The following is a 16,026-nucleotide window of genomic DNA, read 5'->3' as shown; positions in this document are numbered from 1 at the left end:
GGGCTGAGCTCCCGGGCTGAGTTGACGTCCGGTCAGGGCGTCCCGACGAGACCGGCGACGACCGTCGCCGACATGCCGACGCGGGCCAGTCCGCCGCCCGGGTGGCTGGCTCCGCCGACGTGGAACAGGCCCGCCCGCCTGTCCGCGTTGCCGGGCGCCAGGAACGCGCCGCCCGCGCCGGGGAGTGACGGAGGCGGGACGGAGCCGCCGGGCGTGCCTGTCTCCGCGGCCGTGTCGGCCGGGGTGCGGGCGTGACGCCAGAGCAGGCGGTCGGCGAGGTCGGCCGCCTCCGGGACGGATGCGACCGCGTGCGCGAGGACGGCGTCGGCGTAGGCCGAGACCCGCTGCGGGTCGGACCAGTCCAGCGCGCCGTGCGGCGGCACGGTCACGGTGAGCGTCGCCGTCTCGTGGCCCGCAGGGGAGAGCGTCGCGTCGTCCGGTCGTAGCAGCTGCAGCGTGGGCCGGTCGCAGCGGCGCGGGACGGGGCCGAAGAGGGCGTCGAGTTCGTCGGCGCGGTCGGGCGCGTGGACGACGGTGCGGTGCGGCGCGACCGCCGGTCGCGCGCCCCGGAGCGCGAGGAACAGCGTGAACCGTCCGGGCAGGCGCGGGTTCCTGGCGGTCGAGGCCTGCGGCGGCCGGTTGTCGACGACGACGTCCGCCTCCAGCTCGGTCCCGTCGGCCAGCAGGACGCCGGTCACCTTCTCACCGCCCGCACTGTTCTCGACCAGCACCTTCCGTACGGGGGTGCCGAAGCGGAGGTCGACCCGGCGGGCGCGGCAGCGCTCCAGCACGGCGTCGGCGAGCGCGCGCATGCCGCCGGTGACGTACCAGACGCCGAAGCTCTGCTCCAGGTAGGGGAGCCAGGTCAGCGCGGCCGGGGCGCGCTCCGGGTCGAGGCCGGAGCGGAGCGCGTACTCGTCCAGCAGCGCGGTCAGTCGGGGATCGCGCAGCTCGCGGCGGCCGACGTCGGCGAGGCTGCGCGGCGGACGGGCCAGCAGGCCGCGCCGCTCGGGGACGTACGGGTCGCGGTGGAGCGCGGCGGGGTGGTCCGGCAGCGGCTCCTCCAGCAGCGGGCGGCGCGTCGCCTCCCAGACCGCGCGTCCGCGCTCCAGCATCCCGCCCCACCGGGTGCCCGCGCCGTCGCCGAGGGCGGTGGTGAGGGCGCTCTCCACCTTGGCGAGCGAGGCGTTGGCGAGCGCGAGCCGGGTGCCGTCGGGCAGCACGTGCACGCTGCCCGGGTCGACCGGGCGCAGCTCGACCTCGTCCTCCAGGCGGGTACGCCCGGTCTTGAGCATCAGGTCCCGGTAGACGGCGGGCAGGGTGAGCAGGGTCGGGCCGGTGTCGAAGCGGAAGCCCTCGCGCTCGAAGCTGCCGACCATGCCGCCGTGTGTCTGCGCCGCCTCGCAGAGGACGACGGTGTGGCCGACGGTCGCCAGCCGTGCGGCGGCGGCCATTCCGCCCATTCCTGCGCCGATGACGACAATCCGTGCCATGGGGAGTGATCCTAAGGGCAGCGGACCGGGGCGACGGTCACGGCCTCGATGGTCGCCCTGTGATCATCGCCCTATGATCGGCGGCATGGCGGACTTCGAGCACCACGAGGAACTGGCCGTCCGTGCGCTGACGGAGTCGCGTGCGTCGAGCCTCAGCCACACCCGGGAGTACCACGTCCAGGTGGCCCAGGTGGAGGCGACGCTGGCGCTGGCCGCAGCGGTCGCCGCGCTGGGACGTCGGGACGGGGCGACCGAGGAGGGCTGAGCTACTCCGCGCGCAGCCCGTCCATGATCAGGCCGACCAGGCGGTCCGGAGTGCTGGCGCGCTTCTTCATCGTCTTGGCCGTGCTGCAGGCGTAGCTGATGCCGCTGGCCAGCTGCATGATCTCGTGGCCCTCCACGTCCGTGCGGACCTGGCCGCTCGCCTGGGCCCGTGCCAGCAGGTGTTCGAGCGTCTCGCCCAGCACGTTGACCGTCTCGTGCTTGCGGTCGCCGGTCAGCAGCAGCGCTGCGGCCAGGCCGCGGAACTCGCCGATCTGGGCGATCATCCGGACCAGCCAGGTGTGCAGCGCGGCCCCTGGGTCCTCGGCGCCGAGCAGGGGTTCCGCCTCCGCCGCGACGGACTCGGTCCAGCGCGCGGCGACCGCGTTGAAGAGGTCCTGGCGGGTGGGGAAGTGCCGGTAGAGGGTGCCGGGACCGACGCCGGCGCGCTTGGCGATGTCGTCCAGTGACGCGTTGGCGCCGTTGGCGAGGAACGACTCGGTGGCGACGTCGACCAGTCGCTCGTAGTTGCGCCGGGCGTCCGCGCGCATGGGACGGCGGGCGTGCGCCGTCTCGCCGCGGTCGCGTGCGCCGTGCGCTTCGGGTCCCTTTGCCTCGGTGTCGGCGGCCATGCTCCCAAGCCCTCCCAATCCCACTTGCTAACCGGAGAGAGTCTCCGTATTGTTGTCCCTGAAACCGGAGGATATCTCCGTTTGTGTTTCCCAACAATTCTCCATGCACTCCCAGGGCGGAGCCATGTCCGAGAACACTCTCTCCAGGACTTCCAGGACTTCCAGGTCTTCCATGTCTTCTTCGTCGTTGTCTTCCGTTTCTTCCTCGTCCTCCCCGTCCTCCACGGGCGTCATCACCTCTCCAAGGAGAGAACGAACCGAGCGCGGTGCGTCCGCGCCACCGGGGCACTCACGGCACCGGCTCGCGCTGGCGGTCATCCTGGCCTGCCAGTTGATGGTGATCCTCGACGCCACCGTGGTCTCCATAGCCCTGCCGGGCATCCAGCACACGCTCGGCTTCTCCTCGTCCGGGCTCAGCTGGGTGATGAACATCTACCTGCTGGCCTTCGGCGGACTGCTGCTGCTCGGCGGCCGGGCCGGTGACATCTTCGGCAGGCGGCGGCTGCTCGCCTACGGCATCGCGCTGTTCACGCTGGCCTCGCTGCTGGGCGGACTCGCCACCAACCCGACCGAACTGCTCGCCTCCCGGCTGGCCCAGGGCGTCGGCGCAGCGGTGGCCGCGCCCAGCACGCTGGCGCTGATCGTCAGCACCTTCCAGGACCCGAACGAGCGGGCCCGTGCCATCGGGCTCTTCTCCGCGATGTCGGCGGGCGGCGCGACCGTCGGACTGATCCTGGGCGGAATGCTGACCTCCTGGTTCTCCTGGCGCTGGGTCATGTTCATCAACGTGCCCTTCGGACTGGTCGTCACCCTCCTTGCGCCCCGGGTGATCCAGGAGCCGGCGCGTCACGGCGGACGGCTCGACCTGGGCGGTGCGCTGGCCGCGACCGGTGGGATGGTCTCGCTGGTCTACGGCTTCATCCGCGCCGCCACGGGCGGCTGGACCACGCCGTTGACCCTCGGCTGCTTCGGCGCGGCCGTGGTGCTGTTGACCGTGTTCGTCCTGGTCGAGCGGAAGGTCGCGCAGCCGCTGCTGCCGCTCTCGCTGCTGACCGACCGCGTCCGGGCAGGTGGCTATGCGGCGTTGGGCCTGATCGCCGCGGCGATGTTCGGGATGTTCTTCTTCATCACGCAGTACCTGCAGAACGGCCTCGGCCTCTCGCCGATCAGGGCGGGCTTCGCGTTCCTGCCGCTGGCCGTGCCGATCTTCGTCGGCGCCCGGCTCGCGCCGAGGCTGGTGCCGCGTCTGGGGGCACGTCCGTTCCTGCTGGCCGCACCGCTGTTGCTGCTCTCGGGGCTGGCGCTGCTCACCCGGATCAACGCGCACACCGCGTACACCTCGGGGATCCTGCCCTCGATGCTGCTGTTCGGCTTCGGCGCCGGGTTCACCATGGTCCCGCTGAGCGTGACCATCCTCGGCAGCGTCCGGCCGGAGGAGTCCGGTGCGGCGTCCGGCACGCTGCAGACCATGCAGCAGGTGGGCGGCGCGGTCGGCACCGCCATCGGCACCACCGCCTTCACCGCCGCGCTGCGGCACCCTGTCGGCGGCCCGGGAGCGGCCGGTGCGCACGCGACGCTCGCCCACGGCGTCTCCATCGCGATGACCTGCTCGGCGGCGCTGGTGCTGGTCGCCTTCGTGGTCCTGGCCGGCGTGGTCGCCCCGAAGCTGGTCCGGCCCTCGGGAAAGGCCCAGGTGCCGCAGCAGCCGGTCGTGTTCGACTGAGCGACCGGCTGCTGCGGGCGGGGGCCTGCGGGCGGCGGCGGGTCAGCCGTCACCAGGACAGCAGCCCCGGCGTGGCGGTGTCGACCTCCTCCACGATCTGAGCGGCGACGAGAGCGGTCTGGTCCTCCCAGTAGAAGTGCGCTCCGGGGTAGAAGTGCTGCCCGACCAGGTCGTCGGCGCCGTCGCTCCAGGCGAGGAGTTGCTCGCGGGTGACCACGTGGTCGTCCTCGCCTCCGAAAAGGGAGCAGGGCACGGCGATCCTGGCCCGGCCCGCGGGGCGTGGCCGCCAGGTCTCGACCAGGTGGAAGTCCGCGCGCAGCCGGGGCTCGTACAGCTCCCACACGTCGTCGTCGGCCAGGATGGCGGGCGGCAGACCGCCCATCGCGGCCAGGCCACGGCGCAGTTCGGCCGACGGACGGGTGTGCAGCGGGGAGCCCCCGAAGGGCGGCTGCGTGGCGAAGGGGGACTCGCACGCCGAGACCCCGAGCCATACGGGGGCGTCCAGGCCGTGCTCCGCGAGCTGCATCGTCAGTTCGTAGGCTGCCAGGGCGCCCATGCTGTGCCCGAACAGGGCGATCGGCGCGTCGAGCAGGGGCCTGATCTGGTCCAGGAGATAGGCGGCCAGGTCGGCGGCACTCACCTTGGCCGGCACCGCGCTGACCGGGCCGCGACCGGGGGCCTCGACCAGGCAGACGTCCCAGTCCTCCGGGAAGTGCGGCACCCAGCCGGTGTACGCGAGATGCGAACCGCCCGCGTGGTGCAGCACGAAGAGCCGCACGGCCGGGTCGGCGACGGGGCGGGGACGGATGACCGCGCGGCTGCGCGCGGAGGTCGACACCTCAGTCGAGGTCGAGGGCGACGGCACCGGGGCCGATTCCCAGCGCGGCGAGACGCGTCGCGGTCGCGCCCGCGAGCTCCCAGAGCTCCCGGTAGCTGAGCTCACGACCGGTGAGGGCCTCCCGGACCGCGAGGGCGTCAGGGGTCTCCCGTACCCGTTCGCCCACGAGGTGATGGATTCCCGCCGGGCATTGCGGCCAGGAATCGGAATGCGTCCGCGACATGAATTTCCCCCAAAAATGCGATGACGCGCGAAAGCCCTGGCAGAGGGAAGGGGCGTCGGGGCTGGTTCTCGCGCGAAGCACCCAGCCGTGGTGCACACGCACCAAATCAGACATAGGCCGCTATCTGCACCATTGCAGTGGGCAATATTCCGTATCATGGAAGCTTGATTCCGACTGGTGGTACCGTATGATCCACCGGTCGAGCATGTCAACCGGCTTAAATGGAGGCAGAAATGGAGCAGGGTCGAGTCGCCCTCATCACTGGTTCGTCCTCGGGAATCGGTGCGGCGATCGCTCGCCGGCTTGCTGACGAGGGCATACGAATCGTGGTCAATTCGACCCGGAGCGAGGAGGCGGGCCGAGCTCTCGCGTCCGAATTGCCCGAGGCTGTCTATGTCCAGGGAGACGTCGCCGATCCCGACGACGCCCGCCGGATCGTGCAGAGCGCCGTCGACGCCTACGGGCGCTTGGACATCCTGGTCAACAACGCCGGCACCACCCGGTTCATCCCGCTGAACGACCTCGACACCCCCGATGCCGCGGCCTGGCGGGAGATCCTCGACGTCAACCTGATCGGCGCCTGGCAGGTGACGACCGCCGCTGTCCCGCACCTGCGCAAGGCCGGGTCCGCAGCGATCGTCAACATCTCGTCGGTCTCCGCCACCCGGGCCCTGGGCAGCTCCATCCCCTACGCCGTCAGCAAGGCGGCCCTGAACCACATGACGCGCCTGCTGGCCTCCCAGCTCGGCCCCGAGATCCGCGTCAACGCCGTCGCCCCCGGCCTGGTCGACACCCCCTGGTACGAGGGCGCCGACGAGGTCTGGGAGTCCTCCCGCGACTGGATCACGGCGAACACCCCGCTGCACCGCGTCGGCACCCCCGAGGATGTCGCCGGCGCCGTCCACTATCTGGTCGAAGCGCGCTACACCACGGGCGACGTGCTCACCGTGGACGGCGGCCGCCACATCGTCTGACATCGCTCGGCGCCGTGATGCGACACGGTGTCAACGGACGGAGGGCGCCGATCCCGGTGACGGGGGATCGGCGCCCTCGGTGTGGCGCGTGCGGGACCTGCAGCGACCAGTTGCTGCGGAGTTGCGGGGCCGTGGTTGACGGACGGTCAGCCGACGAGGTCGTGCTGCGGACGCAGGCCCGCCCGCGCCGCGCGGCGCTCCTTGCGGCGGCGCAGGAACTTGCGGATCCGCGAGATCGTGAACAGCACCAGCAGCACGCCCCCGGCCAGCAGCACCCCGGCGATGATCGCGGCCGGGACCGGGTGGAACAGCGCCAGGACGACCAGTCCCGCGACGGCCAGGTCCTCGACCATGCTGATCACGATGTTGCTGAACGGCTCGGGGGAGGTGTTCACGCCCATCCGCACGCCGGTTTTGACCAGATGGCTGACCAGCGCGGTGCCGCCGCCGATCGCGGCGGCGCCGAGCGTGGTCAGCGAGTCGTGGGCGTGGCCCGCGATCAGCGCCGCGACGACGCCTCCGGCGATGGGACGGATCACGGTGTGGACGACGTCCCAGGCCGAGTCCACATAGGGGATCTTGTCGGCGACGGCCTCGATCACGAAGAGGACGCCCGCGATCACCAGCACGTCGGTCCGCTCCAGGCCCGGCGGCACGACGGTCACGTGGTCGTAGCGGCCGAACAGCCCCATGATCAGGACCACGGCGTAGGCGTTGACACCGCTGGCCCAGCCGCTGGTGAAGATCAGTGGCAGCAGTCCCATGGATGTTTCCCCCGTTGTGTGGATGGCGCGGCGTCATTCGCGGGGCACAAGGCTAGTGGCCCCCGACTACTCGCGTGACCTGGGGGAAGCACCGATGATCTCTGAGTAGTTCTACTCAGACACTCGTCCGAACGGGTTGAGTACCGACGCGGATGGTTCCGGACCTGCATCGACGGCAAAGTAGTGGGCACCGGGAAGGGCCGGGCGGAAAGCCCGGGCCACCGGGGGGCCAGGCACTGCACCGCCGACACGGGGCGGCGGAGCAGGTGCCGGGCCCGGGGGAGCACAGGGGATGGGGGAGTGTCCTGGGGTTCGGGGGAGCCCCGGGAACGGGGGGAACCGGGGGGAGCAGGGGGGAACGGGGGAAAGGCGGCGTTCATGCGCCGGCGAGCGAGAGTCCGCCGGCATGTGAACGCCGCTTTCCAGTTTTCCGACGCTCCGTCAGAACCCTTCAGAGCAGGGCGATCTCGCCGGTCCAGGCGATGCTGCCCGGTTCGGTGCGGCCCGGTTCGGCGCGGTGCGGCGCGGTCAGGGTCGCGGTCGCCGCCGCGAGACGGTGTACCGCCTCGCCGAGGATGTCGGCCGGCTGGGCGTAGGGGAGCCGGACGAAGCGCTCCAGCACTCCGTCCACCCCGAAGCGCGGGCCCGAGCCGACCCAGACCCCGAACCGCTCGGCCGTCGTCGCCAGCACGCTGCCGGAGACGCCGTCCGGGGTGTGGACCCAGAGGGAGAGCCCGCCCTGCGGGGTGCGGAAGGTCCACTCGGGGAGCTCGGCGCGCAGCGCGGCGACCAGCGCGTCCCGTTGGACGCGGATCCGGCCGCGCTGGTGGGCCAGGACCTGCGGCAGCACCTCCGGGGAGAGCAGGTGCGCGACGGCCAGCTGCTCCAGGACCGGGGAGCTGACGTCCAGGCTGGCCCGGTCCGCCCTGATCCGGCGGACGAGGTCGGGCGAGGCGCGGATCCAGCCGATCCGCAGGCCGCCCCAGAAGGTCTTGCCGGTCGAGCCGAGCGTGATCACGGTGCCGCCGCCGGGGTCGAACGCGGCCAGCGGAGGCGGCATCACCAGGTCCGGCTCCAGTGCCAGTTCGGCCATGGTCTCGTCGGCGATCAGCGTCGTCCCGGTGCGGCGGGCGGTCGCCACCAGGACCCGGCGCTCGTCCTCGGACATCAGCATGCCGGTCGGGTTGTGGAAGTCGGGGATCAGGTAGCCGAGCCGGGGCGCGGCGTCGCACAGGGTGCGGGACCAGCCCTCCACGTCCCAGCCGCCCGCGTCTGTGTGGTCGCTGCCGTCCTGCTGCAGTGCGACCGGCACCACCCGGCTGCCCGCGAAGCGGAGCGCCTGCAGCGCGTTGGCGTAGCTGGGCGACTCGACGGCCACCCGCTCGGCCGGGGCGAGCAGGTGACGCAGCAGCAGGGCGAAGCCACCGGCGGCGCCCGTGGTGATCATGATCTGCTCGGGATCGGTGGGCAGCCCGCGCGCGGTGAAGCGGTCGGCGACGGCATGCCGCAGCACGTGGATTCCGAGCGGGAAGTCGCCGTGGGTGTCGGTGTAGCGGGGAAGCCCGGCCAGGGCCGCCGCCATCGCCTCGGTGAGGAACGGCTCTGGGGCGGAGGGCGCGGCGATGCCGAGGTCGATCACGCTGTCGACGAGATCGGCGGGGAGCGGCGAGAGGCCCGCGCCGTGCACCGTCCGGCCGGGCGGCAGCGCGGTCCAACTGCCCGCGCCCCGGCGGCTGGCGAGGAAGCCCTCGTCCCGCAGCAGCTCGTACGCGGCGGTGACCGTGGTCCGGCTGATGCCGAGCGCCGTGGAGAGCTCCCGCTCCGCCGGCAGTCGCGCCTCGACCGGTACCTGCCCGTCCAGCACCAGCGTGCGCAGGCCGCCGGCCAGTGCCCGGTACGCGGGGCCGTGGCCGGGCCGCTGCCAGTCACCCAGCGCGCGTTCGAGTCGTGTCGAGCCGATGGCGGTGCGCGATGACGGAGGGAGAGCCACGAGAGGCCACCTTTCTGAAATTGGCCATGGAAAGGCAGGCCAATAGGCTCCAGGGTGGTCCTACGGCCGACCAATTTCAAGCGCCGACGCGTTTCAGCCGCTGACCGACGCAAGCGCCGATGAAGCCGTTGAAACCGATGAACACGTGCCCGAGGAGGGACCCCTTGCTGCTGACCCGCCGCCTCGTCCAGCTCTACGTCGGCCTTGCGCTCTACGGCTTCAGCATGGCGTTGCAGATCAGGGCCTCGCTCGGGCTGGACCCGTGGGACGTGTTCCACCAGGGCGTCAGCCGGCATGTCCCGCTCTCGTTCGGCACGATCACGATGATCGTGGGGGCGGTGGTGCTGCTGCTCTGGATACCGCTGCGGCAGAAGCCGGGGCTGGGCACGGTCAGCAACGTCTTCGTCATCGGCCTCTCCGTCGACGAGGGCCTGCGGTTGCTGCCCGTACTGCACGGGCTTCCGCTGCGGCTTGCGGTGCTGGCGGCGGGCGTCGTACTCAACGGGCTCGCCGGAGGTCTCTACATCGGCGCGCGGTTCGGTCCCGGCCCGCGGGACGGGCTGATGACCGGGTACGTCCGGCGCAGCGGCCGGTCGATCCGGCTGGTGCGGACCGGCATCGAGGTGACCGTGTTGGTGGTGGGCCTGCTGATGGGCGGGCAGGTCGGGATCGGCACGGTCGTCTACGCCGTGGCGATCGGACCTCTGGTGCAGTTCTTCCTGCCGATGTTGACTGTTCCTCATGCGAACGACACGAACGACGCGGGACGGACACCGGGGGACGGGACCGGGGTCGATCACCCCGGACGGGTGCGCGGTGGAGCTGTACGAGCGGCTTCTCGTGGGTGACGAGCCGGACATCATCGCCTCCCGGACGCCGGAGGGCGGCAGCATCCTGGAACTGGGCTGCGGCGTGGGCCGGGTGACGCATCCGCTGGTCGCGCGGGGCTTCGCGGTCACGGCCGTGGACGAGTCGGCGGAGATGCTGGAACGCGTGCGCGGTGCGCGCACGGTGCACGCCTCGATCGAACACCTGGAGCTCGACGAGCGCTTCGACCTGGTGCTGCTCAGCTCCTTCCTGGTCAACACCGGCGACGTCGAGGTCCGCGCCGGACTGCTGGCGACCTGTCGTCGGCACGTCGCCGACGGCGGCGTGATCCTGATCCAGCGCGAGGGGGAGGGCTTCTACGACGACCTGCCGCGCGAGTCGCCGATGAAGGGCGCCGGGGCCATCCGGATCGTCTCCGAGGAGATCGCCCCGGGGCTGCGGGCCAACCAGGTCGACTACCTCTACGACGACGCGCAGTGGACCCAGTTCTTCCGCACCCGGCACCTGCCGGACGCCGCGTTCGAACAGGTCCTCGCCGAGGCTGGGCTGGCCCTGGTGGGCTACCTCACCCCGAACCACGTCTGGGCCGGGGCGGTCCCGGTCAAGGACTGATCCTCACGTCGCTGACCAGCGACGACGCTTGTCTCCGCCGTGCGGGCGGTCACCTCGGGTGGCCGCCCGCACGGCTTTGTCAGTGGTGCGGAGGAGCATGGCGAATGGAGGGGCCGTGTGGTCGGTCGCATGGGCGATTCGGCGTTGACGTGGCTCCGGTCCGGCGGGTTACTCTGGAGATGTTCGAACGAAAGTTCGAACATGGATGGCGAAGGAGGCAGCGCTGTGAGCAGAAAGCGTGCGGACCTGGTCGAGGTGCGCGGCGGTACGGGGCTGCCCACGCACTTCCTCTGGCGCGACAAGGTGTACGCGGTGCGCGAGGTGTTGGGGCACTGGAAGGAGAGCGGCGCGTGGTGGGAGGAGGCCCGCAAGGCCTCTGCCTCTGGCCATTCCTCCGCTTCCGCTTCCGCCTCTGCCGGGATGGCGGCCGGTCGGCCGCTGGACCGGACCGAGCGGGAGGTGTGGCGGGTAGAGGCCAGCCCCGGCCGCTGCTTCGCTCTCGGCGTCTACGACCTCAGCTTCGACCGCAGCACCGACCGCTGGACCCTCACCAGTACGACGGACTGAACGGGAGGGCGTACGTCATGAGGGACACCAGAGACTTCAACGGCACCGACTTCAGCGGCACCAGGGGGAAAAGCGCACGAGCGCGGGTGCTGCAGCTGCCACTGCCCGGCTCCGCCACGGGATCGGGCATGCCCTACCACCGGCCGGAGGACGTCCATCCGGTGCTGCGCCGGGCGGGCGCTCCGCCCGCCGCGGTGGATCTGCTGACCCAGGCGCAGCGCGGGCTCGCGGAGGCACGGGAGCTCCAGGGGCCGTTGGAGCGCTACGCCCTCGCGCATCTCGCCGCGCTGCGCGCCGCCGCGGCCGTGCTCGCCCTGCGCGGGCGGCCGGAGGAGAACGCGCGCAAGCGCAAGCGGATCCGCAGCGCCTGGGAGGTCCTGCCCGAGGTCGCGCCGGAGCTGGCGGAGTGGGCGCTCTACTACGCCGCCGGCGCGCCCAAGCGGGCCGCCGCCGAGGCCGGGATCGCCTCGGCGGCCAGCGCCCGCGACGCGGACGACCTGGTCCGCAACACCGCGCTCTTCCTGCGGATGGTGCAGCGGTTGATCGCCCGCGGCGCGGTCCCCGCCGCACGGGAGCCGTACCTGCGGGGGATCGGAGAAGAGGAGGGAATGCCCCGCACCGGGTGACACCGGTGCACCGGATGCCCGGGTGACCGGGAGCCGCAACCGGCGGGATCGGGAGGGGCCAACAACGCCTTTGCACACCTGACACGCCAGAGGAGTCGCAGCACATGAGCCCCACGGACTCCTTCGTGCATCTGCACACGGCCTCCAGCTACTCGCTGCGCTACGGCACCGCCACGCCCGCTGCCCTGGCCCGGCGCGCGGCGGAGCTGGGCATGGGCGCGCTCGGGCTCACCGACCGGGACGGCCTCTACGGTGCGGTCCGCTTCGCCCAGGCCTGCGTCGAGCACGGCGTACGGCCGATCGTCGGAGCCGACCTGGCCTGCGCCGATCCGCGTACGGACGTGCGCACGGGCATGCGCACGGACGCCCGGATCGTCGGCCGTACCGCCGGCCCCGGCGGGGCCGAGCTGGACCGGGCCGCCGCCGACGCGGCGCGCCCGCCACGGGTCGTGGTGCTGGCCCGTGGGCGTCGGGCGGGGTGGGCCGCGCTCTGTCGGGTCGTCAGCACCGCGCACGGGGACGACATGGAGCGTCGCGGTCGTCCGGTGGTCGGCCCCGAGCTGGTGGCCCGCGCAGGGGACGGCGTGTTCGTGCTGCTCGGCCCGGAGTCCGTGGTCGGCCGCGCCGCCGCGGCCGGGCGGACCGCCGAGGCCAAGGCCGAGCTGCAGCGCTGGCGCGCGGCGTGCGGGGACGCTGTCGTGGTCGAGGTGGTGCACCACCTCGCGCCGCCCGGCCACCCCACCTCCCGCGCGGCGGGGCAGCGGATGCTGCGCCTGGCACGGGAGTTGGGCGTGCCCGCTGTGCTGAGCAACGCCGTCCGCTACCCGGTTCCGGAGGACGCCCCGGTCGCGGACGTGCTGGACGCCGCCCGCCGCCTGGTCCCGCTGGAGCTGCGCTCCCGGGACCGGGTCAACGCCGAGGGGTATCTGAAGACCGGCCCGGAGATGGCCGCCCTCGCCCACGACCTGTGCGAGACCGCCTCCGAGGTGCGTGCGCTGCTGGCGCAGACCCGCCGGATCGCCGAGCTGTGCGCGCTCGACCCGCATCTCGACATCGGCCTCGGCTCGATGCACATGCCCGAGGCGGGCGTCCTCGGCACCACCCGCGAGGGCGCGGTCCGCGAGCTGCGGCAACGCTGCGAGGCGGGCATCCCCCGCCGCTACGGCAGCCCGGGCCGGGCGGCGAGCCAGAAGATCACCGACCGGCTGGAGAGCGAGCTCACGCTGATCGACGGCCTCGGCTACGAGCCGTACTTCCTCACCGTCGCCGAGGTCGTCGACCTGACCCGCGCCGCCGGTATCCGCTGCGCGGCCCGTGGCTCGGGCGCGGGCAGCCTGGTCAACCACCTGCTGGGCATCTCCGGCGTCGACCCGATGGCGCACGGCCTGCTGATGGAGCGTTTCCTCTCCGCCAAGCGCACCTCGCTGCCCGACATCGACCTCGATGTCGAGTCCGCCCGCCGCACCGAGGTCTACGACCTGATCCTCGACCGCTTCGGCTCCGACCGGACGCTCTGCGTCGCGATGCTGGAGACCTACCGGGTCCGCCACGCCGTCCGCGATGCGGGCGCGGCCCTCGGCCTGCCGCCGCAGGAGATCGACGCGGTGGCCAAGGCCTTCCCGCACATCCGCGCCCGCGACGCCCGCGCGGCCCTGCGCGACCTGCCCGAACTGCGGCACTCCCGGCTGGAGGAGGGCATCTTCGCGGTCCTCTTCGACATCGTCGAGAAGCTGGACGGCCTGCCCCGCCACATCGCCCTGCACCCCAGCGGCGTGCTGCTCTCCGACCGCACCCTGCGCGACCGCACGCCGGTCGAACTCTCCGCCCAGCGCTACCCGATGAGCCAGTTCGACAAGGACGACGTGGAGGCGATCGGCCTGCTCAAGCTGGACGTCCTCGGCGTGCGGATGCAGTCCGCGATGGCGCACGCCCTGAAGGAAACCGTGCGGGTGGACGGCGAGCGGATCGACCTGGACGCCGTCCCGCTGGACGACCCGGCCACCTTCGAGCTGATCCGCTCCACCCGCACCCTCGGCTGCTTCCAGATCGAGTCGCCCGGCCAGCGCGAGCTGATCGGCAAGTTCGCGCCGGAGACCTTCGGCGACCTGATCATCGACATCTCGCTGTTCCGCCCCGGCCCGGTCAAGAGCGACATGGTCACCCCCTTCCTCAACGCCCGCCACGGCTGGGCCGATCCGGTCTTCGTCCACGACGACCTGCGCGAGATCCTGGCCGAGACCGAGGGCGTGGTGGTCTTCCACGAGCAGGTGATCCGGATCATCGCGAAGATGACCGGCTGCGCACCGGACCGCGCCGACCAGTCCCGGCGGCTGCTCGGCAGCATCAAGGGCCAGCAGGCGGTGGGGGACTGGTTCTGCGTGGCCGCCGACCACCGCGGTTATCCGCGGCCGGTCGTCGAGCGGGTCTGGGAGATCCTCAAGGCCTTCGCCTCCTTCGGCTTCTGCAAGGCGCACGCGGGCGCCTTCGCGCTGCCCACCTACCAGTCCGCCTGGCTGAAGGCCCATCACCCGGCCGCCTTCTACGCCGGGTTGCTCACCCACGACCCCGGCATGTACCCGAAGCGGCTGATCCTTACCGACGCCCGCCAGTTCGGCGTCACCGTGCTGCCGCCCAGCGTCAACGACTCCGTGGTCGACTACACGATCGAACGCGGCCCGGACGGCAGCGGCAGCAGCCGTGACGCGTTGCGGATCGGGCTGGCCGACGTCAAGGGCATCAGCGACGCCGAGCTGGAGCGGATCGTCCGCGAGCGCGAGGGCGCGCCCTACGCCTCCCTGGCCGACTTCCGTCGCCGCGCCGAGCCCTCACAGCCGACCCTGGAGAACCTGGTGCTGGCCGGTGCGCTGGACGCGCTCCACCCCGGGCTGACCCGGCGTGACCTGCTGCTGCACGCGGCCACCGACCCCAAGCCCAAGGGCCCGCGCCGCCCTGGCCCGTCCCAGCTGGAGCTGGCCGACGCGTTGGCGGGAAATTCCGGCGAGGAGCCCACTGCCGTGCCGACCGCGCTGCCCGCGCCGACCGACTCCGAGCTGATCCACGGCGAGATCGAGGCGCTCGGCCTGGACCACAGCGCCCATCTGCTCAGCCCGTACCTGCGCTTCCTCCACGAGCTCGGCACGGTCCGCTCGCGCGACCTGCTGACGCAGCGCAACCGCAGCGAGATCCTGATCGCCGGGGTCAAGGTGGCCACCCAGACCCCGCCGGTGCGGACCGGCGTCCGGGTCGTCTTCGCCACGCTCGACGACGCCACCGGCCCGCTGGACTTCGCCATGTTCGAGGACGCCCAGCAGCACTACGCGTCCACGGTCTTCCACTCCTGGCTGCTGCTGGTCCGCGGCGTGGTCCGCCGCACCGGCCCGCGCGGTGTCTCGCTCACCGCGACCGCCGCCTGGGAGCTGACCGGCCTGCACGAACTGTGGCGCGAGGCGGGCGTGGACGCGGTCCGCGAAGTGCTGGCCGCCCGCCCCGAAGCGGAGGCGGCACCGCCGCGCCGGGTGATGCTGCACCCGAGCGGATTCCGGATGTCCCCCTACGCCGACCTCAAGCCGCCGGGCGTCCCCGCGGCGGAGGCCCCGCGCAAGCTCTGGCACACCAGCCCGGGGAGCCCGGGATGAGCGCCGAGCAGCGGCACAAGGCAATAGGGTGGGGCTGTCCGGCCGTGGCTGCCGCCACCACTGCCGCTACCGCCGAGACGTCGCAGCCGAACCGAGGAGCCCAACCGTGTACACGCGTCCCCGCAGCGCCCTTCGGACCGCCGTGGTGTGGGAGGTCCTGCGCGCGGCGCTGGACCGCAAGGCCGAGTCGCTCGGCCGCCCGGTCCTCGACGTCCTGGACACCGGTGGCGGCACCGGCAACTTCGCCGTGCCCGTCGCCAGCCTCGGCCACCGGGTCACCGTCGTCGACCCCAGCCCCGACGCCCTCTTCGCCCTCGAACGCCGCGCGGCGGAGGCCGGGGTCACCGGCCAGGTCCGGGCGATACAGGGCGACACGAGCACCCTGGCCCAGCAGGTCGAGCCGGGCAGCATGGACGCTGTCCTCTGCCACGGCGTCCTCGAGTTCGTCGACGACCCGGCGGAGTCGCTGCGCGAGCTCACCGCGGTGCTGCGCGACGGCGGTCTGGTCAGCCTTCTTGCTGCCAACCGCAACGGCGCGGTCCTGGCCCGCGCCCTCTCCGGCCACTTCGCCGAGGCCCGGGCGACGCTCGAAGGCGTCGAGAAGCCGGACGCCCGGCGCTTCACCAGCGACGAGCTGGATGCGCTGGCACGCGGGGCGGGACTGCGGGTGCGCTCCGTGCACGGCGTGCGCATCTTCGCGGACCTGGTGCCCGGTGTCCTGGTCGACACGGAACCGGGGGCGCTCGACGCTCTCCTCGCTCTGGAGCAGGCGGCCTCGGCGGATCCGTCGTTCCACGCGGTGGCCACGCAGTTGCACGTTCTGGCGGAACTGGGCTGAACAAAGGGTCAGTTGCACGGTC

Annotated in this window: 16 protein-coding genes; 9 read left to right on the top strand and 7 right to left on the bottom strand. The window is 72.4% G+C overall.

From position 1 onward, the window contains the following. Positions 1 to 32: 32 nt before the first annotated feature. Positions 33 to 1,493 carry a phytoene desaturase family protein gene (locus ABH928_RS10825; RefSeq protein ID WP_370064697.1) on the bottom strand — a complete coding sequence of 487 codons (1,461 nt, stop codon included), beginning with the start codon at positions 1,491 to 1,493 and terminating at the stop codon, positions 33 to 35. A gap of 85 nt (positions 1,494 to 1,578) precedes the next feature. Here ABH928_RS10825 and ABH928_RS10820 point away from each other — a divergent pair, with 85 nt between their 5' ends. Then, positions 1,579 to 1,758, top strand: coding sequence for a hypothetical protein (locus tag ABH928_RS10820; protein ID WP_370064695.1), 180 nt, complete (start codon positions 1,579 to 1,581; stop codon positions 1,756 to 1,758). Between the two features lies 1 nt (position 1,759). Here the strand turns inward: ABH928_RS10820 and ABH928_RS10815 are convergent, their stop codons facing one another. Together ABH928_RS10815 and ABH928_RS10810 are read right to left on the bottom strand one after the other, a co-directional pair. Continuing rightward, positions 1,760 to 2,386, bottom strand: coding sequence for a TetR/AcrR family transcriptional regulator (locus tag ABH928_RS10815; RefSeq protein ID WP_370064693.1), 627 nt, complete (start codon positions 2,384 to 2,386; stop codon positions 1,760 to 1,762). Between the two features lie 27 nt (positions 2,387 to 2,413). Continuing rightward, positions 2,414 to 2,740, bottom strand: coding sequence for a hypothetical protein (locus tag ABH928_RS10810; RefSeq protein ID WP_370064691.1), 327 nt, complete (start codon positions 2,738 to 2,740; stop codon positions 2,414 to 2,416). Here ABH928_RS10810 and ABH928_RS10805 point away from each other — a divergent pair. Continuing rightward, positions 2,721 to 4,109 carry an MFS transporter gene (locus tag ABH928_RS10805; RefSeq protein WP_370064689.1) on the top strand — a complete coding sequence of 463 codons (1,389 nt, stop codon included), beginning with the start codon at positions 2,721 to 2,723 and terminating at the stop codon, positions 4,107 to 4,109. The genes ABH928_RS10810 and ABH928_RS10805 overlap by 20 nt on opposite strands. 49 nt (positions 4,110 to 4,158) lie before the next feature. Here the strand turns inward: ABH928_RS10805 and ABH928_RS10800 are convergent, their stop codons facing one another. Both ABH928_RS10800 and ABH928_RS10795 read right to left on the bottom strand, forming a co-directional pair. Then, positions 4,159 to 4,947, bottom strand: a complete 789-nt coding sequence (locus tag ABH928_RS10800) for a thioesterase II family protein (protein ID WP_370064687.1) — start codon at positions 4,945 to 4,947, stop codon at positions 4,159 to 4,161. Position 4,948: 1 nt separating this feature from the next. Beyond that, positions 4,949 to 5,113: a hypothetical protein gene (locus ABH928_RS10795; protein ID WP_370064685.1), complete on the bottom strand. Its 165-nt coding sequence runs from the start codon at positions 5,111 to 5,113 to the stop codon at positions 4,949 to 4,951. 278 nt (positions 5,114 to 5,391) lie between these two features. On the opposite strand from ABH928_RS10795, the gene ABH928_RS10790 reads away from it, so the two are divergent. Continuing rightward, the gene (locus tag ABH928_RS10790) at positions 5,392 to 6,144 is read left to right on the top strand and encodes an SDR family NAD(P)-dependent oxidoreductase (protein ID WP_370064683.1); all 753 of its coding nucleotides are present in this window, start codon (positions 5,392 to 5,394) and stop codon (positions 6,142 to 6,144) included. 146 nt (positions 6,145 to 6,290) lie between these two features. On the opposite strand, the gene ABH928_RS10785 is transcribed toward ABH928_RS10790, so the two are convergent. After that, positions 6,291 to 6,908, bottom strand: a complete 618-nt coding sequence (locus tag ABH928_RS10785) for a DUF4126 domain-containing protein (RefSeq protein WP_370064681.1) — start codon at positions 6,906 to 6,908, stop codon at positions 6,291 to 6,293. 451 nt (positions 6,909 to 7,359) lie between these two features. Beyond that, the gene (locus ABH928_RS10780) at positions 7,360 to 8,898 is read right to left on the bottom strand and encodes a PLP-dependent aminotransferase family protein (RefSeq protein ID WP_370064679.1); all 1,539 of its coding nucleotides are present in this window, start codon (positions 8,896 to 8,898) and stop codon (positions 7,360 to 7,362) included. A gap of 137 nt (positions 8,899 to 9,035) precedes the next feature. Here ABH928_RS10780 and ABH928_RS10775 point away from each other — a divergent pair, with 137 nt between their 5' ends. From ABH928_RS10775 to ABH928_RS10750, 6 genes are all read left to right on the top strand, one after another. Beyond that, positions 9,036 to 9,746 (top strand): YitT family protein, encoded by a 711-nt coding sequence (locus ABH928_RS10775; protein WP_370064677.1) that lies wholly within the window; start codon positions 9,036 to 9,038, stop codon positions 9,744 to 9,746. Further along, positions 9,640 to 10,338: a class I SAM-dependent methyltransferase gene (locus ABH928_RS10770; RefSeq protein ID WP_370064675.1), complete on the top strand. Its 699-nt coding sequence runs from the start codon at positions 9,640 to 9,642 to the stop codon at positions 10,336 to 10,338. Before ABH928_RS10775 ends, ABH928_RS10770 begins: the two co-directional genes overlap by 107 nt. Before the next feature lie 225 nt (positions 10,339 to 10,563). After that, positions 10,564 to 10,905: a DUF6504 family protein gene (locus tag ABH928_RS10765; protein WP_370064673.1), complete on the top strand. Its 342-nt coding sequence runs from the start codon at positions 10,564 to 10,566 to the stop codon at positions 10,903 to 10,905. A 128-nt stretch (positions 10,906 to 11,033) separates the two neighbouring features. Beyond that, positions 11,034 to 11,531, top strand: a complete 498-nt coding sequence (locus ABH928_RS10760) for an SAV_6107 family HEPN domain-containing protein (protein WP_370065018.1) — start codon at positions 11,034 to 11,036, stop codon at positions 11,529 to 11,531. Positions 11,532 to 11,635: 104 nt separating this feature from the next. Continuing rightward, the gene (locus tag ABH928_RS10755) at positions 11,636 to 15,166 is read left to right on the top strand and encodes a DNA polymerase III subunit alpha (protein WP_370064671.1); all 3,531 of its coding nucleotides are present in this window, start codon (positions 11,636 to 11,638) and stop codon (positions 15,164 to 15,166) included. A 106-nt stretch (positions 15,167 to 15,272) separates the two neighbouring features. After that, on the top strand, positions 15,273 to 16,004 hold the full coding sequence (locus ABH928_RS10750; RefSeq protein ID WP_370064669.1) for a methyltransferase domain-containing protein: 732 nt from the start codon (positions 15,273 to 15,275) through the stop codon (positions 16,002 to 16,004). Positions 16,005 to 16,026: the final 22 nt, after the last annotated feature.

Origin of the sequence: Streptacidiphilus sp. MAP5-3, from assembly GCF_041262505.1 — a bacterium.
Lineage (GTDB): Bacteria > Actinomycetota > Actinomycetes > Streptomycetales > Streptomycetaceae > Streptacidiphilus.
The sequence above is the reverse complement of the archived record's forward strand: the minus strand, read 5'-3'. Positions and strand labels throughout refer to the sequence as shown.